The following is a 15,699-nucleotide window of genomic DNA, read 5'->3' on the forward strand; positions in this document are numbered from 1 at the left end:
ATGCGAGGGTGCCTAGCCCTTATAGTGGCAAGGCACCCTGAGTAAAGGAGTGATAGGATGTCGGGGAATGGTTTTTATCAGGAGTTTGAGGTGTTCAGCAAGCGGACGGATACTTCTCCAATGCAGTACCAGTTTTCGCTGCTTGCGCCGAATCATGAGCTTGCGCTTGTGATGGCACAGGAAAACTTCATGAGGAGGGAGCCTGTTGCTGACATTTGGGTCATCAAGCGGGATGATGTAAGGAAAATGTCGCTGGATGAACGCCAGACATTGAAGCGGCTGGACAACAAGGATTACCGAAATACGAAGGGTTATGGATATTTGAAAAAGAAATGGCGTCATTACGAACAGGAAATGTTTGATGAAAAAGAAATTCTTTCATGGGGAGGGAAGCTGCAAAAATGAGATATACGCTAGAAGATGCTATGAAAGAAGAGTCATATCGAAAGGCGTCCGCTGAGTTGCTCTTCCAGCTGGCAGATGACGATTTCATCCTGGCTTACAGAGGGTCTGAGTGGCTTGGACTTGCTCCCCATATCGAAGAAGATGTCGCGTTTTCATCGATCAGCCAGGATACAATGGGGCATGCGGCAATATTTTATCAGCTTCTTCATGATTTAGGAGAAGGGGACCCAGATGGACTGGCACATGCGAGACCATCAGCTGCCAGGAAAAACGCAATCCTTCTTGAAAAGGTCAATGGAACGGGGACTTATTTGGATGAACCGCATTATGACTGGGCATTCACAGTCGTAAGAAATTATTTCTACGCCCAGGCGAAGAAGGTTAAAATCGATTCGCTTAAGAACTCCTCATACTTGCCTTTAGCAGAGGCGGCAGTAAAGGTGAACATGGAGTTGTACTATCACCTTATGCACTGGAAAACCTGGTTTGCTCAGCTGGTGAATGCCGGCGGGGAAGCAAAGGATAGGATGGAGGCAGCAATGCAGACTGTTTTTGCTGACCTTGAAGGGCTATTCTCCCTCGGAAACAAAAAAGAAGAGTTTGCTCGTTATGGATTGATCGCTTCCGAAGAAGAACTGGAAGCGCGCTGGCGACAGCAGATGTCACCAGTTTTTGAATCACTCTGCCTGGAGATGCCTGAACAATTCAAAATGGAAAGCGGAGATGGCCGGAATGGCGTCCACACGGCAGATTTGGCTGCCGCACTGGATACGTTGAGTGAAGTGTATAGGCTTGATCCTGCGGCAAGCTGGTGATGCAGGATGCTCACTGAAAAGATCATGCAAGCGCTCCAGTCTGTCAAAGATCCCGAGATTGACAGTATCTCAATCATCGAGCTGGGGATGCTCGAAGAACTGGAAGTGACCTCAGAAGGAATTACGATTAAACTGCTTCCGACCTTTATGGGCTGCCCGGCTCTCGACATCATCAAGAACAATGTTGTCAAGGCACTGCAACCCATTGAAGGAGCAGGAAAGATAAATGTCCAATTCATCTTCCACCCGCCCTGGACTTCTGACCGGGTTTCCGAGATTGGGAGAGAGAGATTGAAAGAGTTTGGAATTGCCCCGCCTCCGAGGCATATTGAGGAAACCGGTGAATGGCAGGCGGATTGCCCATATTGCGGCTCGACCTATACGACGATGGAAAATCTGTTTGGACCAACAGCCTGTCGCAGCATCCTATATTGCAAGTCATGCAAAAATCCATTCGAGGCAATGAAGCCCGTCTCGACAATGATGTGAATACCATAAAATTTTCACGAAAAAGGAGAGTTACAGATGGTTAAACTAATTGCGCTTTATAAGCACCCACAAGACAAAGAGGCATTTGACAAGCATTATTTTGAAACACACGGACCGCTAACGGCAAAAATTCCCGGCCTCCGCAAGATGGAGGTAACCAGGATCACAGGAAGTCCAATGGGCGGGGAAGGCAAATATTATCTGATGTGTGAGATGTACTATGACAACCATGAAGCGCTCCAGGCTGGAATGAAATCCGCTGAAGGCAAAGCTTCCGGAAAGGACTTGATGAGCTTTGCCGGTGATCTGGTCACATTGATGATCGGTGAGGAAAAGGATGAATAGGGATTACGAACTGATCGAGGTATCACTAAAAGATCATATTGGGCTGATTGAACTCAATCGCCCGAAGGTACTTAATGCGCTGAACCGACAGATGGTTTCCGAAGTCCTTGCTGCCATGGAAGAATTGGACCGTGACAAGCAAATAAAAGTCATTGTACTAGCGGGCAAAGGCAGGGCATTTGCAGCAGGGGCGGATATCGACGAGATGCTTGATGCCGACGCGATCAGCCTTGAAACACTTAACCAGTTTACTGATTGGGACCGGTTGGCGTGGATCAAGAAGCCGATCATCGGGGCCATCCACGGATTTGCCCTTGGCGGGGCCTTTGAACTGGCACTTTGCTGTGACATGCTGTTTGCTGCCGAAAATGCCGAGTTCGGTTTCCCGGAGGTTAATCTTGGCATCATGCCAGGTGCCGGGGGAACTCAGAGACTGACAAAGCTTGTCGGCAAAGCGAAAGCAATGGAATGGGTCATGTCCGGCAAGCGGATTACAGCTAAGGAAGCGTTGCGATACGGCGTTATCAACTCGACTTTCTCTGAGGAGGTCCTGATGGAAGAAACAATGAAATTCGCGGCAACCATCGCAAACCAGGCACCGCTTGCAGTCAGGCTGATCAAGGAATCCATTTTGAAGGCTGTCGATTATCCTTTATATGAAGGAATGCAATACGAGCGCAAGAACTTCTATTTGCTTTTTGCATCAGAAGACCAGAAAGAAGGCATGCGGGCTTTCAAGGAAAAACGGAGGCCTGAATTCAAAGGGAGATAAGGGGGTACATAGCTTTGTTTGAAACCGTGTTATATGAAGTGCGGAATCAGGTGGCATATATTACCCTGAACCGCCCCGAGAAATTGAATGCCTTCACGGAGCAGCTGAACAACGAACTTCAGGCTGCTTTCAAGAAAGCCTCCCGTGATGAAAACGTCAGGGCATTGGTCATAACAGGCGCCGGGCGGGCATTCTGCTCCGGAGAAGATCTGGCTGGCGTCTCGGAAGAAATGGACCATGGCGAGGTGTTGAGGAAACGGTATAATCCAATGCTGCTCGAACTTAATCGCTGTGAGAAACCAGTGGTTGCTGCTGTGAATGGAGTAGCGGCTGGTGCCGGGATGAGCCTCGCATTAGCCTGCGATTTCCGGATTGCCTCCGAGAAGGCAAACTTCGTAGAAGCATTCATCCACGTCGGCCTTGTCCCGGATGCGGGGAACTTGTATTATTTGCCGCGAATCATCGGGCAGGCAAAAGCGATGGAGCTGGCAGTCTTTGGCGAAAAAATCCCTGCGGAAAAAGCAAAGGAACTCGGCCTCGTAACTGAGGTCTATCCATTGGAAGGCTGGGATGGAGCGGTGGCTGTCTTTGCCGAGAGATTAGCAAAAATGCCGACAAAGGCAATAGGCTTGATAAAAAGAAGCCTGAAAGCGAGCTGGCAGTCAGACCTTGCTGAGTTTTTGGAAAGGGACGCACAAGGGCAAAGGATTGCTGGCCAGACAGCCGATCACATAGAAGGTGTCAAGGCCTTCATTGAAAAAAGGAAGCCTGTGTTCAAGGGAGAATAATAACAATCAATCAATCTATCAAAAAAGGAGATGTTACGCGTGACAACAGTTAAAGAACAAAAATTCGAACCGATGGCAGTAAAACGCGAGACATATCAGCTGATCATTAACGGAGCACGCCAGGATAGTGCCAATGGTGAGACCTATAAGGTTTTCAACCCGGCGACAGGCGAGGAAGTCGCTACTGTGGCAAAAGCATCAATTGAAGATGCGGAAATGGCCGTTCAGGCAGCAAGGAATGCATTTGACTTCGGAAAATGGCGCCATTTTCCGGTTAACAAACGGTCACGTACACTGAACAAGATTGCTTCCATCATGAGGTCCCGTTTTAATGAACTGGTAGAATTAGAGATTCTCGATACCGGAAAGTCACTTGCTGCTGCACAGGGACAGGTCATGCAGGCAATAGAAGATTTTGAGTTTTATGCCGGAGCGATTGTCAGCCACCGAGGAGCTGTCAATAGCTTGCCGGGGGCATTCCAGAATATCACTGAAAAAGAACCTGTTGGTGTCTGCGCACAAATCATACCCTGGAACTATCCGCTGATGATGGCAGCCTGGAAGATCGCCCCTGCCATTGCCACAGGCTGTTCCATCGTTGTAAAACCTGCATCGCTGACACCGTTGACCGCGATTGTCCTGGGGGAAATCTGCATCGAGGCAGGAGTTCCTGAAGGGGTAGTAAACGTCATTCCAGGTTCCGGTTCCGTAATCGGGAATTATCTGGTAGAGCATGAGAAGGTGGACAAGGTTGCTTTCACTGGATCGACGCCAATTGGCAAGGATATCATGGCAAGAGCTTCGCAAACACTGAAGCGAGTGACGCTCGAGCTTGGCGGAAAGTCACCTAGCCTAGTTTTCGAGGATGCTGACATTGATGCAGCGGTAGACGGATCTCTATTCGGGATTTTCTATAATACCGGGCAATCATGTGAAGCCCGTTCCAGGATCTATGTCCACGAGAATATTTATGATGAATTCCTTGAAAAATTCGTTGCAAAAACAAAGCAGCTAAAGCTTGGGGATCCTTTCGACAAGGAGACACATGTCGGTGCTGTCATTAGCCAGGATCAGCTGGATGTCATCGATGGGTATGTTCAATCGGCCCGGGAAGATGGAGCGCAGGTGTTGACTGGAGGAAAGACAGCCAAACCTGAAGGTTTCGAGAATGGCTGCTGGTATGAGCCGACAATCATCGCCGAAACAAACCATAGCATGAAGGCGGTCAGGGAAGAAATCTTCGGTCCGGTTGTCGTCGTCATGAAGTTCAGCGATGAAAAAGAAGCTGTCAAGCTTGCGAACGACAGTGAGTATGGCCTCGGTTCGGCAATCTGGACGAAGGATTACGGACGTGCAACACGGGTTTCGAAGCAGATCCAGGCTGGAATCGTCATGGTCAATTGCCCGTTCTCCGCATTCCCGGGAACTCCGTTCGGCGGCTATAAACAGTCAGGATTCGGACGTGAGCTCAGTATCGAAACACTCGATCTCTATACAGAAACGAAGAGCATTGTGTCATATTATGGCAACCGCCCGCTGAACCCGTTTAATCTTTAAAAAAACGTGGCGAGCCCTCATTATTGCGGGTGCTCGCCTTTCATGTTTTAAAAGGAGGACATTATAATGAGGAAACTTGTCGTGATCGGTTCCGGAGTCATGGGCCGAGGGATTGCTTATGTCAGCTGTCTAGGGGGCTTCGATACTGTATTGATCGATGTCTCGAAAGAGCAGCTCGTGAATGCTGAACAGGAAATCAACAGCACGTTCGATAAAGGAATGGCAAGGGGCAAAATCAGCCAGGAGGAGATCGAGTCGGCCAAAGAAAGGCTGAACTATTCATCTGATCTCGCTTTGGAAGCGGAAAACGCGGATTTAATCATTGAAGCAGTACCGGAAAAATTAGAAATAAAGAAAAAGATTTTCGAGGCCATCGATCAGCAAGCGCCAGCCCATTGCCTGTTCGCTACGAACACGTCGACCATGAGCCCGACCGAAATTGCGTCATTCACAAAAAGGCCAGAGAAGGTCATTGCCATGCATTTTTTCAACCCTGTCCATAAAATGCCGCTTGTCGAAATTATCCGCGGTCTGGAAACAAGCGATGAAACGGCCAAAGCAATCGAGCAGGCAGCAATCCGAATGGGGAAGGAAACGGTCACCGTCAATGAGTTTCCTGGCTTTGTGACAAGCAGGATCAGTGCGCTAGTCGGGAATGAAGCATTTTATATGCTGCAGGAAGGTGTCGGTACAGCTGAAGAAATCGATAAAGCAATCAAGCTGGGGCTTAACTATCCAATGGGCCCGTTCGAGCTTGGTGACCTTGTCGGTCTTGATACCCGGCTTAACAATTTAAAATATCTTCACGAAAAGCTTGGCGAAAAATATCGCCCGGCACCGCTTCTCGAGAAGTATGTAAAAGCAGGGCGCCTCGGAAGGAAAACGGGCCGAGGGGTCTATGACTACAGACAAACAGCGGAAACTGCAGCGGCAACAAAGTAGAAGGGAGAAGGACCATGAGAGAAGCAGTGATCATCGATGCGGTCAGGACGCCGATTGGAAGGTATAATGGCAGCTTGAGGCATATCAGGCCTGACGATTTAGGCGCGATTGTCATTAAGGCACTAGTCGAACGGAATCCAGACGTATCACCCGGGCAGATAGAGGAAGTTGTCTTTGGGAACGCGAATCAGGCAGGGGAAGATAACCGCAACGTTGCCAGGATGTCAGGTCTCCTTGCTGGCCTACCCGTAGAGGTTGCTGGGACAACGGTCAACCGTCTTTGCGGATCGGGACTAGATGCGGTTAATTACGCAGCAAGGGCCATCATGGCAGGGGAAGGAGATATTTTCATTGCTGGCGGCACAGAATCCATGACAAGGGCTCCGTTGGTCATGGCCAAGCCAGAGAAAGAGTTCCCGCGAGGCAATATGCAAATGTTCGATACGACAATCGGCTGGCGTTTCATCAACGAGAAGCTCGAGGAAATGTATGGCACGGACAGCATGCCGGAAACGGCCGAGAATGTCGCCAAAAAATACGGCATCAGCAGAAACGCCCAGGATGAATTCTCGGCTGAAAGCCAACTCCGTGCCCAAAAGGCAATGGAATCCGGCAGATTTGAAAAAGAAATCATTCCCGTCATATATGAAGATAAAAAAGGTAACAAGGTTGTTGTCGATACCGATGAGCATCCGCGTCCAGGAACGACTGTTGAAAAATTGGCCAAACTCAAGCCGCTGTTCAAGGATGGTACGGTCACCGCTGGCAATGCATCCGGAGTGAACGATGGAGCGTCAGCGCTCCTTCTGATGAGCCGTGAAAAAGCAGAAGAGCTTGGACTGAGGCCGCTCGCAAAGTATATCGTTTCCGCGACTGCCGGGCTGGAACCATCGATCATGGGAATGGGTCCTGTATATGCAGTTCAAAAAGCGTTGAAAAGAGCTGGCCTGTCAGTAGAAGATATGGACTTGGTCGAATTGAACGAAGCGTTTGCGGCGCAATCGCTGGGATGCATCCAGGAGCTGGGGCTCGATCAATCAAAAGTCAATGTCAATGGCGGCGCAATCGCATTTGGGCATCCACTTGGAGCCAGCGGAGCCAGGATCCTGACAACCCTTTTGCATGAAATGAAAAAACGCGAGTCAAGGTACGGACTCGCGACAATGTGTGTCGGTGTTGGCCAGGGAATCGCGACCATCATCGAAAATATAAGGGAGAATTAGAGCAATGGAATATATCAAATTCGAGAAACAGGGTCATATTGCATATATTACAATCAACCGGCCAGACTCCCTGAATTGCTTCAATTATCAAACCCTTTGTGAGCTCGGCGAAACTGTTGGGAGTCTCCATACCGATCCTGATGCCAGGGTAGTGATTTTTACTGGAGAAGGGGAAAAAGCATTCAGCGCTGGAGCAGACTTGAAGGAACGCAAATACTTGAGTGAGGCGGAGGTCAGGCGCAACGTCAAGAAAATCAGGGATGTTTTCAGTGCGATTGCTGAATTGCCACAGCCTACGGTCGCTGCTGTCAATGGCTTTGCCTTCGGGGGAGGCTTTGAATTGATGCTTGCCTGTGATTTTAAGATCGCAGCCGAGGGCGCCATGATGGGAATGACAGAAGTCAGCTGGGGAATCATTCCAGGCGCTGGAGGTACACAGCGCCTCACAAGACTGATTGGCGAGATGAAGGCGAAGGAACTCATCCTGACAGCGAGGAAAATCAACTCAGAAACAGCATTCGACCTGGGAATCCTGACAGCAGTCGCAGCGAAAGAGGAAGTCATGCCAACAAGCATCAGACTGGCAGAAGAGATCCTCCAGAACGCCCCGATTGCGGTCAGACAGGCAAAGTACGCCATCCAGCATGGCAGCAGCACCGATTTGAACACGGGGCTTGCAATCGAATCGAAAGCATATGAAGTAACGATCCCGACAAAGGACCGCGTTGAGGCATTGAATGCTTTCAGCGAAAAACGAAAGCCTGTATTCACAGCTGAATAAAATGGGAATCCATAGGAGCTGTTTCCTATGGATTTTCTCATGAAAGCAATTTACTTATGCAAAATAGTGATAATATTGTAAACTATTCTATAACGGTTTATTTCCGTTCAATAATATTGAATGAGGATGACAACACCTTGAATACAAGATCAATGATTTTCACATTGTATGGCGACTATATTTCCCACTATGGAAGCAAAATCTGGATTGGAAGCCTGATTCGTCTGCTGAACGAATTCGGCCATAATGACCAGTCGGTCAGGGCGGCCATATCCAGGATGAACAAACAGGGCTGGGTACAGGCAGAAAAAGTCGGCAACAAGAGCTACTATTCGCTGACTCCGCGAGGCCAGAAACGGATCGACGAAGCCGGTAAGAGGATTTTTAAATTGAAGCCGGAAAAGTGGGATGGCAAATGGCGGATCCTCATGTACTCGATTCCGGAGGAAATCCGGAATGTCAGGGACGAACTGCGCAAGGAATTGATCTGGAGCGGTTTCGGCTCTATGTCCAACAGCTTTTGGATTTCTGCCAACAATCTTGAACGGCAGGTGCAGGACCTGATCGAAAAATATGATATCGAACAATATGTCGATTTCTTCATAGCCGAATACAAGGGTCCCCATGAGAACAGAAGGCTGGTGGAAAAAAGCTGGGACCTCAAGGAAATAAATTTGAAATACCAGGACTTCATCAGCGAATATAGCCAGAAGTACATCATAGATAAAAACAAGATCCTAAAGGGGAGCATGTCGGATGCTGAATGCTTTGTCGAACGGACTAAGCTTGTGCATGAATACCGGAAATTCCTGTTTGTCGATCCAGGCCTTCCCGAAGAACTGCTTCCGGAAAAATGGCTCGGCAGCCATGCAGCATCGCTTTTCAGTGAATATTACAAGGAGCTGGCAGAGCCGGCGTCCCGCTTCTTCGAATCAGTATTCAAGGAAGGCAATGAACTGAAGAACAAAGACGTCAATTATGATGTCATGGACCATCCATATATCCTGGAGTAAAAGCAGGGTGGCACGGACAGCCACCTTGTTTCTTGGCTGTTTTGAACTTGAAAGGGGATGCACTCCTCTTTCTAATCGAACTTTCATTTTTCCTTGTCCAGCCTTTCAATGTAAAGCCGCAAATGCGGAGAACAGGAATCGCATTTTGAAGGACAGCCGGGATTGAGCCAATATAAGATGCGTGAAATACAGAGGAGATTATGGTAGGGTGAGAGAAACGAAAACAAAAGGAGAGATGGGTGTGGGCGAAAAGGAGACTTTGAAAAAAGAAATCATCGATGCTTTCTATTTCAGGCATGCAACAAAGGAGTTCAATCCTGAAAAGAAAATTCCCGAGGATGATTTCCGTTTTATCCTTGAAGCGGCCAGACTTTCGCCAAGTTCGTTCGGCTTTGAGCCATGGAGGTTCCTTGTAGTACAGAGCGAAGGACTTAGGGAAAAAATCAAGAACACGGCATGGGGAGCCTATGGCAAGCTTCCAGAAGCAAGCCATTTTGTTGTTATACTGGCAAGGACGAAACTGGATACGAAATATGATTCAGCCTATTTGCAGGATCATTTCAAAAATAAGAAACAGATGCCGGCCGAATTCATGGAAAACTACCTTAAAAGGATCGAGGAGTTCCAAAAGACGGATTTTGATCTCCTGGATGGGGATCGCCCGCTGTTTGATTGGGCAAGCAAGCAAACGTATATTGCGCTCGCCAACATGATGACAGTCGCTGCCCAGATTGGTGTCGATTCATGTCCTATCGAAGGCTTCAACAGGGAACAAATGAATCAGTTGCTGGCAGAGGAAGGTTTATTAGAGGATGGGCATTTCGGGATCTCTGTAATGGCAGCCTTTGGTTACCGCGCGAAAGAGCCGAATAAAAAAACGCGCCGTCCATACGAAGATGTCGTGAAGTGGGTTTAGAAACAGGCAAAGGAAGAGCTGAACACTCTTCCTTTTTATATTGGGGGCATTTGCACAGATAGGAAGCCGAATGGGTCTGCCAGTGAAAACTGGCGGCCAGCAGAGCCCAAACACCAGAGTAGGGGATCCACTGTGAAGAGAGATGTGTTCCGGCAACCGTTGTGCTAAAGTTGTTTTAATTGCCCTCGGTATTCTTTGCCCTTCTGTACGTATGTATCGATCGACAGCTGGATCAACTCGAGATCTTTCCCGCCAATTTCCCTGAGAACTTTCCCTGGAGCGCCGACAACAAGCGAACGAGGCGGGATTTTCTTGCCTGCAGGAATCAGCGTATTGGCGCCAATAATGCATTCCTCGCCAATTTCAGCTCCATCAAGAATCGTGGAGCCCATTCCGATAATGCATCTTTTCCGGATCGTGCAGCCGTGAAGGATCGCATTATGGCCAACGGTCACCTCGTCTTCGATCACGAGCGGAGAGCCTTCATAAAGATGGCATGTGACATTATCCTGGATGCTGCAGCGATCCCCAATGGTGATCGTATCCTCATCGCCGCGTAAAACCGCGTTGAACCATACACTGGAATGTTTCCCGATTTTCACATCCCCAATGATATAACTGCCAGGAGCCTGGAAAACTGTCTGATCCACAACAGGCTTTTTATCCAAATACGAAAGTTTCAAATAAGTTCACTCCTTCTCTTCTGATGCATTTCTTAATTGTCTTAAAATTAAAATTAGTATAACATTAATTTAACGAAGGGGGAATTTTTGTGAATGGAATAACATCAATTCTTGGCATAAAGTATCCCATCATCCAGGGAGGGATGGGGAATATCAGCAATGCAGAACTGACTGCCGCCGTATCGGAAGCTGGGGGGCTGGGGACGATCGGTGCCGGAACGATGGCAGTTGAAGAAGTCGAGAAAATAATCGTTGAAACGAAAGCGAGGACCAAGAAGCCTTTTTCAGTGAATGTGGCATTAAGTGTTTCGCCTGACGCTATTGGTATACTTAAGCTGGCTGTGAAGCATGGAGTCCCTGTCGTCACACTGTCTGCAGGGAATCCGGCTCCCTTCATCCCTCAGTTGCATGAAGCAGGGGTCAAAGTGATTGCGGTCGTCGCCTCTGTCAAGCAGGCGAAAAAAGCAGAGGCTGCCGGAGCGGATGTTCTTGTTGCTGAGGGATATGAGGCAGCTGGCATCAACTCGAACCTCGAAACAACAACACTTGCGCTCATCCCGCAAATCATCAGCCATGTCAGCATCCCTGTCGCGGCTGCGGGAGGAATCGGGGATGGCAAAGGTCTTGCAGCAATGCTCGCATTAGGAGCGTCAGGGGTCCAGATGGGAACTCGGTTCATCGCTACCCGGGAAGCCCCTTTCCATGAAGTATATAAACAAAAATTGCTTCAGGCATCCGATCATGGTACAGTGGTTGTCGGCCGGTCTGTTGGCAGGATCCGCAGGCTGCTGAATACTCGTTACGCAGAAAAGCTGCTTGCAGCAGAAAAACAGGGAATCACATTAGACGAATTTGCCGAATTGACTTCAGAAGACCTGCACCGCAAGGGAGCGCTTGAGGGAAGTGAAGACAAGGGATTCATGAATGGCGGGCAAATTTCAGGGTTGATTGCAGATGTTCCTTCCGTCCAGGAGCTATTGGAGCGCATGGTGCAAGAGGCAGAAGAACGCTTGGAGACTGCGGCAAGATTAATATAGAAATTGGGCATGTTCCTTTAGGGAGCATGCTTTTTTGAACCTCAGGGAACAATTCGGTTACCAGCCGATGGCGTTGGGCAGGGGCTAAAACAAAAAGGCTGCCATCGATTCCTCGGTACCTGCCAGAGAAAGAACTCTCAATATCTCAACATACTAAATTTTCGGAATATTATTGACACTATAATAGGCTGATGGTAATATAACGTTATATTTACGGTGTTAATAGGAAATATCATACATTTGTAAACGTTTTCAAAAGTTGTTCGGCCCGGCTGTTTCTTCGAAGATTGTTGAGCCGGTTATAAAAAAACAAGGGGGATCTATATGAAAAAATCAGTGAAAGCACTATCTTTAGCCCTAGCCGGTGCCCTGTTGCTGGCCGGCTGCGGAGGCAAGGAAGAATCAACCGATGCCGCTGCAAAAAAAACATACAAAATTGGCCTCACCCAATTTGCGGAGCATCCATCACTTGATGCAGCCACAGACGGATTCAAAAAAGCGCTTGAGGATAAAGGATTCAAGGAAGGGAAGAACGTTAAGTATGACTTCCAGAATGCCCAGGCAGACATGAACAACACGGCATCCATTGCCAATAACTTTGTCGGTGACAAAGTGGATTTGATTTTTGCCAATGCCACACCAAGCGCTGTTGCAGCATTGAATGCTACAAAGGATATCCCGATTGTTTTTACCTCTGTGACGGACCCGGTTGGTGCGGGGCTCGTTGAATCATTTGACAAGCCTGGTGAAAACATCACTGGTACAACCGATAACCACCCGGATGCAACCAAGAAGACTATCGAATTCATGGCGAAGGAAGTCGGCGCCAAGAAAATTGGTGTGATCTACAATGCTGGAGAGCAAAACTCTGAAGTCCAGCTGAAAGAAGTACAGAAATTGGCTGAAGAAAATGGCGCAAAAGTCGTGAAAGCGTCCATCTCTACTTCTGCGGAGGTCAAGCAGGCTGCTGAATCATTGGTTGGCCGTGTTGATGCGATTTATGTCCCAACAGACAACACTGTCGTGTCAGCGCTGGAATCCGTCATTTCAGTCGCAAACGGCAAGAAGATCCCGCTGTTCGTCGGAGAGCTGGATTCAATGAAACGCGGTGCAGTAGCAGCAAGCGGCTTCAACTATTATGATATCGGCTACCAGTCAGGATTGATGGCTGCGGAAATCTTATCAGGCAAAAAGAAGCCAGCGGATATTCCTGTGGAGCTTCCGGATTCTTTAACACTGACAATCAACAAAAAAGCTGCAGAAGCTCAAGGGGTTGAAGTGAAGGAAGAATGGGGAGAAAACGCAGAGTTTTACGAAGAATAATAGAAAGGATGATTCATCTTGTTTACTGCAATATTCGGAGCATTTGAGTCAGGAATCATATATGCAATCATGGCTCTTGGCGTATACTTATCCTTTCGGGTTCTCGATTTTCCGGATCTGACTGTGGACGGCAGTTTCGTGACAGGAGCAGCGGTCGCATCGATTATGATCGTGAATGGTTCCAATCCATTCATGGCAACAGCGGTCGCCCTTGCCGCCGGCTTTGCCGCCGGCTGTCTGACAGGGGTTATCCATACTGTAGGAAAGGTAAACGCCCTTTTGTCTGGAATCCTGATGATGATTGCATTGTATTCAATCAACCTCAGGATCATGGGAAAATCAAATGTGCCTCTCCTAAACACTGAAACGGCGATGACCGCTGTAAGGGATTTCTTTGAAAGCACTGGCATTGATTCTTTCCTGAACGGGGTTTTGGCAGCTGTAGGGCTTGGAGACAGCCTGCCAAGAACGTGGGGGATCCTATTATTCATGCTGATTGTGACCTTTGCCATTAAATTCATCACGGATGCGTTCCTGAAGACAGAAGTTGGCTTGGCGATAAGAGCTACCGGTGATAACAAGCGGATGATCCGCAGTTTTTCATCAAACACGAACCTGATGATCATTTTGGGACTTGGCATCTCGAATTCGATGGTGGCTTTTTCCGGGGCATTGATTGCCCAACAGGGAGGATTCGCCGATGTTGGCATGGGCATCGGGATGATTATCATTGGCCTTGCATCAGTTATTATCGGCGAAGCGCTGTTTGGAACAAAAACCATCGCTCGGACGACACTCGCTGTCATTGGCGGATCGATCATTTATCGAATTGTCGTGACGATGGCATTAAGGGTGGAATTCCTCGAACCGGGTGACATGAAGCTGATTACGGCAGTGATCGTCATTCTCGCCTTGACGACGCCAAAAATGATCGACAGCTACAAAGAGAAAAAGCGGAAGGTTAAAAGACAGCTTGAAAATCTGCAGGTCGTTCCTGTAGCTGCAGAAAGAAAGGGTGAGGCTGGTGCTGCACTTAAATCAGATTCATAAAGTCTTCAATGAGGGGACACCCGACGAAAAAATCGCCCTGGATAATATCAATCTCACATTGGAACCAGGAGATTTTGTTACCGTCATTGGCAGCAATGGGGCAGGAAAATCAACGCTCATGAACATCATTTCCGGTGTGCTGCTGCCGGATCATGGCCATGTATCACTCGATGGAAAAGATGTTACGTATATGTCGGAATACAATCGTTCGAAAATGATCGGACGCGTCTTCCAGGATCCGATGGCAGGTACGGCTCCTAGTATGACCATCGAGGAAAACCTGGCTATCGCCTATTCAAGGAACAAGCGCAGGACACTTGCGCGCGGGGTGACAAAAAAACGGCGCGAACTTTTCAAAGAGGTGCTGGAATCCCTGCATTTAGGGCTTGAAAACAGGTTGAACGCAAAAGTCGGCCTGCTCTCCGGCGGGGAACGCCAGGCGCTGTCGCTGCTGATGGCAACCTTTACAGAGCCTTCCATCCTTCTTCTTGATGAGCATACAGCTGCCCTCGACCCTTCAAGGGCGGAACTGATCACACAACTGACGAAGGAGATTGTCAGCAAGTATCAGTTGACGACTCTGATGGTTACCCATAATATGCAGCAGGCACTTGATCTTGGCAATAGGCTGATCATGATGGACAAAGGACAGATCATTTTTGAAGTGGATGAAGAACAAAAAGAAAAACTGGCGATCGAGGACTTGCTAAACGAATTCCAGCGTATCCGAGGAACGAAGATGGCAAACGACCGGGCTCTTCTCAGCTAAAAAAGGATTAACCAGTATTGCTGCTGGTTAATCCTTTTTTATTTCGTTTTCCAATTCCGGTACGAGACCCGCTATACAAAGAGACTATGGATTTGGAGCACGGCAATTTAAGTGGAAAGAATGGTTCCGGTCAAATTTAACATAGCCAAAAGCAAATTTCAGCAGGATGGGGAGGGTCTTAGAAAAGATGATAAGCATATGATTTTAAGAAAATACCAAAATTTCTTACAATTCATTGACCATTTATTTAACGAAATGTTATGATAACGTTAAATTAACGTTATACATATTTACAACGTAGAAAGGTGGGATACCATGTATGAGGGCTTGAAAACTGGACAGATTGCTTCGGTCGAGCTCACAGTCACGCCTGAAATGTTTGCCAGTTTTGAAGGAAAGCTCATCCATCCAGTATACTCCACAGTATCGATGGTGTATCACATGGAATGGGCATCGAGGAAGATTATTCTCCCTTATTTAGAAGACCATGAAGAAGGCATGGGTGGTGCTGTGGCAGTCAAGCATATTGCACCTTGCCCTGAAGGGGCCAAGGTAACAATCACAGCCACGGTGACCGCAGTCCAGGAAAATAATGTCATAACTAATGTAAAAGCAGAGAGTGGAGGAAGGCTTGTTGGCGCTGGAGAAGTGAGGCAAGTGATCCTGCCAAAATCAAAGATTGCCGAAATAATAGGATCTGGCCAAAAAAAAATTCACAAAAATGAAAGCGCTAACATGATTTAACGGAATAAAGGAGGAAAGCTATATGGGAACACAAATACATGAAATAA

General features: G+C 47.9%; 18 protein-coding genes. 17 read left to right on the forward strand and 1 reads right to left on the reverse strand.

Annotation, left to right across the window (positions count from 1 at the left end; translation table 11 throughout):
* Positions 1-57 precede the first annotated feature (57 nt).
* The 12 genes from paaB (at position 58) to JJQ88_RS01395 (ending at position 10,046) form a co-directional block, all read left to right on the forward strand.
* Positions 58-405 carry a 1,2-phenylacetyl-CoA epoxidase subunit PaaB gene (paaB, locus tag JJQ88_RS01340; RefSeq protein ID WP_210363929.1) on the forward strand — a complete coding sequence of 116 codons (348 nt, stop codon included), beginning with the start codon at positions 58-60 and terminating at the stop codon, positions 403-405.
* Complete coding sequence (paaC, locus tag JJQ88_RS01345) at positions 402-1,220, forward strand: 1,2-phenylacetyl-CoA epoxidase subunit PaaC (protein ID WP_246860843.1); 819 nt, start codon at positions 402-404, stop codon at positions 1,218-1,220. The genes paaB and paaC overlap by 4 nt, the downstream gene beginning before the upstream one ends.
* A 6-nt stretch (positions 1,221-1,226) precedes the next feature.
* Positions 1,227-1,709 carry a 1,2-phenylacetyl-CoA epoxidase subunit PaaD gene (paaD, locus tag JJQ88_RS01350; RefSeq protein WP_210363930.1) on the forward strand — a complete coding sequence of 161 codons (483 nt, stop codon included), beginning with the start codon at positions 1,227-1,229 and terminating at the stop codon, positions 1,707-1,709.
* A 36-nt stretch (positions 1,710-1,745) separates the two neighbouring features.
* Positions 1,746-2,054: an EthD family reductase gene (locus JJQ88_RS01355; protein ID WP_210363931.1), complete on the forward strand. Its 309-nt coding sequence runs from the start codon at positions 1,746-1,748 to the stop codon at positions 2,052-2,054.
* Positions 2,047-2,826, forward strand: a complete 780-nt coding sequence (locus JJQ88_RS01360) for an enoyl-CoA hydratase-related protein (RefSeq protein WP_210363932.1) — start codon at positions 2,047-2,049, stop codon at positions 2,824-2,826. Before JJQ88_RS01355 ends, JJQ88_RS01360 begins: the two co-directional genes overlap by 8 nt.
* Before the next feature lie 14 nt (positions 2,827-2,840).
* Positions 2,841-3,614: an enoyl-CoA hydratase-related protein gene (locus JJQ88_RS01365; protein ID WP_210363933.1), complete on the forward strand. Its 774-nt coding sequence runs from the start codon at positions 2,841-2,843 to the stop codon at positions 3,612-3,614.
* 39 nt (positions 3,615-3,653) lie between these two features.
* Positions 3,654-5,171, forward strand: a complete 1,518-nt coding sequence (locus JJQ88_RS01370; RefSeq protein ID WP_210363934.1) for an aldehyde dehydrogenase family protein — start codon at positions 3,654-3,656, stop codon at positions 5,169-5,171.
* A 63-nt stretch (positions 5,172-5,234) separates the two neighbouring features.
* Complete coding sequence (locus JJQ88_RS01375) at positions 5,235-6,113, forward strand: 3-hydroxyacyl-CoA dehydrogenase (protein ID WP_210363973.1); 879 nt, start codon at positions 5,235-5,237, stop codon at positions 6,111-6,113.
* Positions 6,114-6,127: 14 nt separating this feature from the next.
* On the forward strand, positions 6,128-7,336 hold the full coding sequence (gene pcaF / locus JJQ88_RS01380) for a 3-oxoadipyl-CoA thiolase (protein WP_210363935.1): 1,209 nt from the start codon (positions 6,128-6,130) through the stop codon (positions 7,334-7,336).
* A gap of 4 nt (positions 7,337-7,340) precedes the next feature.
* Complete coding sequence (locus JJQ88_RS01385; RefSeq protein WP_210363936.1) at positions 7,341-8,117, forward strand: enoyl-CoA hydratase-related protein; 777 nt, start codon at positions 7,341-7,343, stop codon at positions 8,115-8,117.
* A gap of 137 nt (positions 8,118-8,254) precedes the next feature.
* The gene (paaX, locus tag JJQ88_RS01390) at positions 8,255-9,130 is read left to right on the forward strand and encodes a phenylacetic acid degradation operon negative regulatory protein PaaX (protein WP_210363937.1); all 876 of its coding nucleotides are present in this window, start codon (positions 8,255-8,257) and stop codon (positions 9,128-9,130) included.
* A gap of 235 nt (positions 9,131-9,365) precedes the next feature.
* Positions 9,366-10,046 (forward strand): NAD(P)H-dependent oxidoreductase, encoded by a 681-nt coding sequence (locus JJQ88_RS01395; protein WP_210363974.1) that lies wholly within the window; start codon positions 9,366-9,368, stop codon positions 10,044-10,046.
* A gap of 164 nt (positions 10,047-10,210) precedes the next feature.
* On the opposite strand, the gene JJQ88_RS01400 is transcribed toward JJQ88_RS01395, so the two are convergent.
* Positions 10,211-10,729 carry a gamma carbonic anhydrase family protein gene (locus tag JJQ88_RS01400; RefSeq protein WP_210363938.1) on the reverse strand — a complete coding sequence of 173 codons (519 nt, stop codon included), beginning with the start codon at positions 10,727-10,729 and terminating at the stop codon, positions 10,211-10,213.
* Positions 10,730-10,818: 89 nt separating this feature from the next.
* On the opposite strand from JJQ88_RS01400, the gene JJQ88_RS01405 reads away from it, so the two are divergent.
* The 5 genes from JJQ88_RS01405 to JJQ88_RS01425 all read left to right on the forward strand — a co-directional run bounded on the left by JJQ88_RS01405 (position 10,819) and on the right by JJQ88_RS01425 (position 15,652).
* A complete protein-coding gene (locus JJQ88_RS01405; RefSeq protein WP_210363939.1) occupies positions 10,819-11,766 on the forward strand; it encodes an NAD(P)H-dependent flavin oxidoreductase in 948 nt (315 codons plus the stop codon).
* 324 nt (positions 11,767-12,090) lie between these two features.
* Positions 12,091-13,089, forward strand: a complete 999-nt coding sequence (locus JJQ88_RS01410; RefSeq protein ID WP_210363940.1) for an ABC transporter substrate-binding protein — start codon at positions 12,091-12,093, stop codon at positions 13,087-13,089.
* 18 nt (positions 13,090-13,107) lie between these two features.
* A complete protein-coding gene (locus JJQ88_RS01415) occupies positions 13,108-14,139 on the forward strand; it encodes an ABC transporter permease (protein WP_210363941.1) in 1,032 nt (343 codons plus the stop codon).
* Complete coding sequence (locus JJQ88_RS01420) at positions 14,114-14,908, forward strand: ABC transporter ATP-binding protein (protein ID WP_210363942.1); 795 nt, start codon at positions 14,114-14,116, stop codon at positions 14,906-14,908. Before JJQ88_RS01415 ends, JJQ88_RS01420 begins: the two co-directional genes overlap by 26 nt.
* Before the next feature lie 315 nt (positions 14,909-15,223).
* Positions 15,224-15,652 carry a thioesterase family protein gene (locus JJQ88_RS01425; RefSeq protein ID WP_210363943.1) on the forward strand — a complete coding sequence of 143 codons (429 nt, stop codon included), beginning with the start codon at positions 15,224-15,226 and terminating at the stop codon, positions 15,650-15,652.
* Positions 15,653-15,699: the final 47 nt, after the last annotated feature.

It is taken from the genome of Bacillus sp. REN3, assembly GCF_017912555.1.
GTDB lineage: Bacteria > Bacillota > Bacilli > Bacillales > Cytobacillaceae > Mesobacillus.

Excerpts from the sequence above, each read along its gene's own strand:
- paaC (WP_246860843.1), top strand. The coding sequence starts at position 402 with ATGAGATATACGCTAGAAGATGCTATGAAAGAAGAGTCATATCGAAAG.
- paaB (WP_210363929.1), top strand. The coding sequence starts at position 58 with ATGTCGGGGAATGGTTTTTATCAGGAGTTTGAGGTGTTCAGCAAGCGG.
- JJQ88_RS01425 (WP_210363943.1), top strand. The coding sequence starts at position 15,224 with ATGTATGAGGGCTTGAAAACTGGACAGATTGCTTCGGTCGAGCTCACA.
- JJQ88_RS01395 (WP_210363974.1), top strand. The coding sequence starts at position 9,366 with ATGGGTGTGGGCGAAAAGGAGACTTTGAAAAAAGAAATCATCGATGCT.
- JJQ88_RS01410 (WP_210363940.1), top strand. The coding sequence starts at position 12,091 with ATGAAAAAATCAGTGAAAGCACTATCTTTAGCCCTAGCCGGTGCCCTG.
- JJQ88_RS01360 (WP_210363932.1), top strand. The coding sequence starts at position 2,047 with ATGAATAGGGATTACGAACTGATCGAGGTATCACTAAAAGATCATATT.
- paaD (WP_210363930.1), top strand. The coding sequence starts at position 1,227 with ATGCTCACTGAAAAGATCATGCAAGCGCTCCAGTCTGTCAAAGATCCC.
- JJQ88_RS01385 (WP_210363936.1), top strand. The coding sequence starts at position 7,341 with ATGGAATATATCAAATTCGAGAAACAGGGTCATATTGCATATATTACA.
- pcaF (WP_210363935.1), top strand. The coding sequence starts at position 6,128 with ATGAGAGAAGCAGTGATCATCGATGCGGTCAGGACGCCGATTGGAAGG.
- JJQ88_RS01355 (WP_210363931.1), top strand. The coding sequence starts at position 1,746 with ATGGTTAAACTAATTGCGCTTTATAAGCACCCACAAGACAAAGAGGCA.